Below are 5215 nucleotides of genomic sequence, written 5' to 3'. Positions count from 1 at the left end.
CGCCTACACCAGTGATGACCTGGAGCTGCTGGCCGCGGTGGCGGACCTGGCCGCGGTCGCGCTGGACAACGCGCGCTACGTCGAGGAAACGGAGCGGCGGCGGCGCGAGGCGGAGCGGCTGGAGGAGATCGGGCGTGCGCTCAGCGCCTCGCTCGAGCTGCCGCAGGTGCTCGAGCGCATCATTGCCGCGGCCGTCGACCTGGTCGAGGCTGATAGCGCCACCGTCTGGCTGCTCAGGGGCGAAACCGAGGTCGAGATCGCCATGACGGGCGGCAGACTGCCTCTGCCTGTGGGCGCGCGGGTGCCTCTCCCGGTCGAGCTGTGCCGCCGGTTCCTCGAGAGTCGGGCGGGGATCGCCATCGACCACGTGAAGAAGCACCCGCTGCTGCCGCCCGAGCTGCGCCGGCTGGTCCGGTCCGACTCGGGCATGGTCGTGCCGCTGCTGGCGGAGGACCAGGTGATCGGCGCCCTCTCCATCGGCCACCGCGCGCCGCGCGAGTACCGGCAGGAAGACGTGCGGCTGCTCGAGCGCGTCTCCTTCCACGCCGCTATTGCCGTGGCCAATGCCCGGCTGCACGAGCGCATCCGTACCCTCTCGCTCACCGACCCGCTTACCGGGCTGCCCAACCGGCGTCACCTCGAGATGTTCGTGGAGAAGGAGTTCGCCGCCGCCCGGCGCGGCCGACGGCTGGCCATTGTCCTCTTTGACCTCGACCATTTCAAGGTGTACAACGACCGGGCCGGCCACCAGGCGGGGGACAAGGCGTTGCGCGCCTTCGCCGATATCCTGGCCAGTGAGACTCGCGCCATGAACTTGAGTGCGCGTTACGGCGGCGACGAGTTCATTGCCGTGCTGGCCGACTCGGACAGGCGCGGCGGGCTGCGCCACATCGCGCGCATCGCACAGGCGGTGGAGCGCGACCCGCTGCTGGGGCCGGCCGGCATCCGCGCCAGCGCGGGTGTGGCCAGCTACTCGGCCGAGGTGGGCAGTGCCGAAGAGTTGATCCGCGCGGCGGACCGCGACCTTTACCGCCGCAAGGGCTCGCGCAACCAGCATATCCCGGCGAGCTAACCCCACACTGCCCCTCGCCCCCCGGCCGGGGCGGCAAGGGCTGCCCGGGCAGCGCTGGGCAGCGCGGCGAGCATTACTTAGAACGGTAGGTGATGCGGCCCCGGGTCAGGTCGTAGGGCGAGAGCTCGACCTTGACGCGGTCGCCTTCCAGCACCCGGATATAGTGCTGCCGCATCTTGCCCGACAGGTAGGCAAGCACTTCGTGGCCGTTTTCCAGCTCGACCCGGAAGGTCGCGTTGGGGAGCACCTCGCTGACCGTGCCTTCCAGCTCGATGGCTTCCTTCGCCACACACCCTCCGGAGGCAGAACTCGAGCCACGGGCGCCGCACGATACAACATCGCCCCCCGCATCCGCAATCGCCTGTGCCGCTTGAACTCCGGGCCACTAATTGTCTCGTCTCGTCGGCGGCAGCCTGTCCGACTACCTTGAGGCACATGCCCGGGAACTACACGCCGGAGCAGCGACGCGCTTTGCGCGAAGCCGCGCTCGCGGGGCAGCCCCTGCGCTGCCCGGCTTGTGGCGCAGAACTCGCGCTCCAGCCGGTAGGCCGCGTGCGCGCCGTCTCCTACGTGCGGCGCCGCCTGCTGCTGGTCTGCCCCGCGTGCAAGCGCAGGGCTGCGGTGGACGCCGCGCGGGGCGGTGCGCGGCCACAGCCGTAGCCATGGCCGTCCGCTTCAGCCTATCGATCACCTACTCGATAATCCGCGCCTAAAGATGCGGCCGTATTTGCGGATCCGACCACTCAGGTAGCTGAACTCGCGAAAGGCTGCACTCTGGGGCGAGACGGCGGCCGGCCGCCGCGCCGGCCACCCCGGCGCTCTTCCATGGCTTTGCGCCGCTCCTTGAGCAGGTCGTCAGCTACTTTCTTTTGCTCGGGATTGAGAACCCCGAGTGCCAGCTCGAGCGCCTGCTCGTCATTCTTGCGCATCTGCTCGAGGAGCGACCGCCTCTGCTCCATGCGCTGCCGCATGGCCTCCCGGCCCCCGCCGCCGGGACCGGTGCCACGACCAGCCGGCCGCTCCGTCGGCCGCAACTCGCGCACCTTCTCGAGCAAGGGACGATTCAGCTCGGCGAGGTCGGCGGCGAAGACCTCGAGGGCCACGATCTGCTCCGGCGTGAAGCGGAGCTTCGGCTGCTGAGCCAGCAGAAAGCCGATCGAGCTGCGCTCCTCGAAGGAGAAATCCGGCTGCTCTCCCTGCGGCCGCTCACCCTGGGGTCGCTCACCCTGCGGCCTGCCTTGTGCCGCCAGGTGCAGTGGCGCCCCGCAGAGCAGCAGCAGCGGCAGCAGCAGCGTCCCCGTCACCCGCAGCGGCTGCGGCTGTGTGCAGCGCTCAACCAGTTGAGGCGGCTGTTCACTGCCCAGCATTCTTCTCATGACCAACCTCGCTGATGATGGCATCCAGGTGGCGAATTCGACTACCAGGGCCGACGTGTTCAGCTTCTCAGGGACCGGGCGGCGGCCCCCAGTGCCCGTCCGCAGCGCTGGCGCCGTCCGGCTCGGAAAATGGAGGCTCGGGCGGCGCCCCGCCCCCCGGCGGCAGTTCGAGCCGGCGGAACATGAGCGCCCTCCCCTCGCGGACGTAGCGGTCGAACTCCTCGCGCTGCCCGGGCTCGAGCAGGCGCCGGATCTGGGCCAGGGTCGAGTCCAGGTTCGCCTGCAGCCGGGGGTGCATTTGCTGCAGCAGGGAATCGGATTCCGCGCGCCGGCGCTCCAGGATCTCCCGGACCTGCTGCTCCTGCCGGTCGCTCAAGCGCAGTCGCTGGGCCAGCGCCGAGGTCATGCCGATCGGCCCGGGGCCGCGGCCGAAGTGCACGCCCCGGCCGCCCGGCGGCAGGAAACGCGCGCCCGGTGCAAACGACGCCGGCCCCCCCGCAAGCTCCGGCCGTGCGGCACCGCGCCGGGCCAGCAGGCCGTCCACGGCCAACGCGGTCAGTGCGCCGGCCATGAACACGGACACGAGCAGCGCGGCGGCCATGATCCATTCGCGTGTACGGGGCTCGAGCCCGAGCTTCATGGCTTAGCTCCTTCCATGGCCACCACGAGTTCTTCCGCTGTGGGGTAGGCGCCGCTCACCAGCCAGGTCGCAACCGCTGCGGGCGCAATGACTTCAGCCACAGCCGGCGCGCTGGGCGGCACATCCCGCACGGCGTCCCGCACGGCGAGCAGTGCGCCTGCGGCCACAACCATGACGGCCGCAGCCGCCGCCAGCCCCGGCTTCAGCCAATCCGCGAGCAGCAGCACGGGCGTGCGCGCCGCGGCGCGGCGGCGCAGCTCGGGCCGGGCGGCGGCCATGATCGAGCGTACGACCCGCTCCCAGCGGTCGGGATCGGTATGCGGGTCCAGAAGTGCGTGTTTCGATCGCTGCTCCATCACGCGGACCCCCGGGGATAAAGTGGCGCCAATCGGGCGCGCAAGGCGCGACGCGCCACGTGCAGGTGGAATCGCGAGGCACCCGCCGAGATGCCCAGCTCGCCAGCGATTTCCTTGTGCTGCCAGCCTTCCAGGTCATGCAACACGATCACCCTCCGCTGCAGCTCGGTAAGCTTTTCCAGTGCCGCCCGCAAATGGCCGCGCAGCTCCGCGCGGGCCGCATCTCGAAGCGGGCTGTCCGCGGCGGCCGCGGCGCCTGCCGCGGGCTCGGCCTCGGCCTCGCGTAGCTTCCGGTACTGGCGGAAGTTGTGGGCGCGGTTCCGCACGATGGCCAGCAGCCATGCCCGGAACCGCTCCGGCTCCCGGCAGTCCCCGATGTGACGCAAGCACCTGAGGTACGCGTCCTGGCAGACATCCTCGGCATCAGCGGGCTCGCCCACGCCTGCCAGCGCCACGGCATACGCAGCCCTGAGGTATCGGCGCACCAGCGCCTCGAACGCGCGGGTATTGCCGCGCTGCGCCTGCCGCACCAGTTGGGCGTCCGTCTGCGAGTCTGGCAAAGGGTCGGGCGGAGCCGCTGCCACCGGACGCGGCCCCGCGCTTCCGCCATCCTCAGCGGCGCGCGCCGCCGCTCCCCGGGCTGCCCGATCGTGCCGGCTCATTCCTTCAACGTTGCGCCCCCGGTGCCAGGCCTAGTAGTCGAGTCGACCACTTAGGGCCCCTACCCGCCGGCGCCCCGCCCGCCTGACTGCATCTGGATGACACACGGCCTCCGGGAATCGTTAGGCGACGTCGCCGTCCCACCCTGCCGCTGCGCCCCGGGCGGCCCGCCAAGGCGCGAGATGTGGGGACGCGGACGCCAGGGAACGCGCAGAACGCGCACACGGAACGCGCACGGAACGCGCACCCGGACGTTGCGCACACGCGCTGCGGACGGAAGATTGCATCCCGGGCGCCCTCCGCCCGCCCGCCACACGACTTTGGCGGCGGCGCCCCTCCCCCGACTCGCCTGATCTGGAGGCCCCAATGAGCGACCTCACGCCCGCTGGCGCGCGCCGTACGCGCGGCATCACGCGCCGGACCTTTCTCCATTACAGCGCCGCCGGCGGCGCACTGGCCGCGGCCCCCGCGGTCCTGGCGCGGGCGGGGCAGCGCGAGGCTGCGCCGCGCGAGCTGCCCCGGCCGCAGCTCCTGGGCTTCGAGCTGGAGGAAGCGACGATCGCGGAGCTTCAGGCGGGCATGGCCTCCGGCAAGTACACGGCTCGCTCACTCGTGCAGGCGTACCTCGAGCGTATAGACGCCCTGGACCGCAAAGGCCCGGCGCTGCGGCACGTGCTCGAGGCCAATCCTGACGCCCTGGCGATAGCCGAGCGGCTCGACGCGGAGCGCAGGGCCAGGGGGCCGCGGGGTCCCCTGCACGGCATCCCGGTGCTGATCAAAGACAACATTGACACGGCCGACCGCATGACCACCACGGCCGGGTCGCTGGCCCTGCTCGGCTCGATCCCGCGGCGCGACTCTTTTGTCGCGGAACGGCTGCGCGCGGCCGGCGCCGTGATCCTGGGCAAGACCAACCTGAGCGAGTGGGCCAACTTCCGGTCCACGCGCTCCTCGAGCGGGTGGAGCGGCCGGGGCGGGCAAGGCCTCAACCCCTACGCGCTCGACCGCTCCCCTTGCGGCTCGAGCTCCGGCACGGGCGGCGCCATCGCGGCGAACTACGCGGCCGTCGGCGTGGGCACGGAGACGGATGGCTCGATCGTCTGCCCCGCGT

8 protein-coding genes are annotated in these 5215 nt (G+C 71.4%); 3 read left to right on the top strand and 5 right to left on the bottom strand.

What is annotated here, in order from left to right; all coding sequences use genetic code 11:
* Positions 1-1072: sensor domain-containing diguanylate cyclase (locus HY703_03850; protein ID MBI4544308.1), on the top strand; the 1072-nt coding region annotated here is incomplete at its 5' end.
* A 73-nt stretch (positions 1073-1145) separates the two neighbouring features.
* Here HY703_03850 and infA read toward each other — a convergent pair.
* Positions 1146-1361, bottom strand: a complete 216-nt coding sequence (gene infA, locus HY703_03845; protein ID MBI4544307.1) for a translation initiation factor IF-1 — start codon at positions 1359-1361, stop codon at positions 1146-1148.
* 146 nt (positions 1362-1507) lie between these two features.
* On the opposite strand from infA, the gene HY703_03840 reads away from it, so the two are divergent.
* A complete protein-coding gene (locus HY703_03840) occupies positions 1508-1732 on the top strand; it encodes a hypothetical protein (GenBank protein ID MBI4544306.1) in 225 nt (74 codons plus the stop codon).
* A gap of 83 nt (positions 1733-1815) precedes the next feature.
* Here HY703_03840 and HY703_03835 read toward each other — a convergent pair whose 3' ends face one another.
* The 4 genes from HY703_03835 to HY703_03820 form a co-directional block, all read right to left on the bottom strand.
* Positions 1816-2448, bottom strand: a complete 633-nt coding sequence (locus HY703_03835) for a Spy/CpxP family protein refolding chaperone (protein ID MBI4544305.1) — start codon at positions 2446-2448, stop codon at positions 1816-1818.
* Positions 2449-2515: 67 nt separating this feature from the next.
* Positions 2516-3088, bottom strand: coding sequence for a hypothetical protein (locus HY703_03830; GenBank protein ID MBI4544304.1), 573 nt, complete (start codon positions 3086-3088; stop codon positions 2516-2518).
* Complete coding sequence (locus HY703_03825; GenBank protein MBI4544303.1) at positions 3085-3447, bottom strand: hypothetical protein; 363 nt, start codon at positions 3445-3447, stop codon at positions 3085-3087. Before HY703_03825 ends, HY703_03830 begins: the two co-directional genes overlap by 4 nt.
* On the bottom strand, positions 3444-4106 hold the full coding sequence (locus HY703_03820) for a sigma-70 family RNA polymerase sigma factor (GenBank protein ID MBI4544302.1): 663 nt from the start codon (positions 4104-4106) through the stop codon (positions 3444-3446). The genes HY703_03825 and HY703_03820 overlap by 4 nt, the downstream gene beginning before the upstream one ends.
* Before the next feature lie 364 nt (positions 4107-4470).
* On the opposite strand from HY703_03820, the gene HY703_03815 reads away from it, so the two are divergent.
* A partial coding sequence (locus HY703_03815) for an amidase (GenBank protein ID MBI4544301.1) occupies positions 4471-5215 on the top strand: 745 nt, incomplete at its 3' end.

Source organism: Gemmatimonadota bacterium, from assembly GCA_016209965.1.
Classification (GTDB): Bacteria; Gemmatimonadota; Gemmatimonadetes; order Longimicrobiales; family RSA9; genus JACQVE01.
Note: the sequence above shows the minus strand (reverse complement) of the source record. Positions and strands in the feature narration are given on the sequence as shown.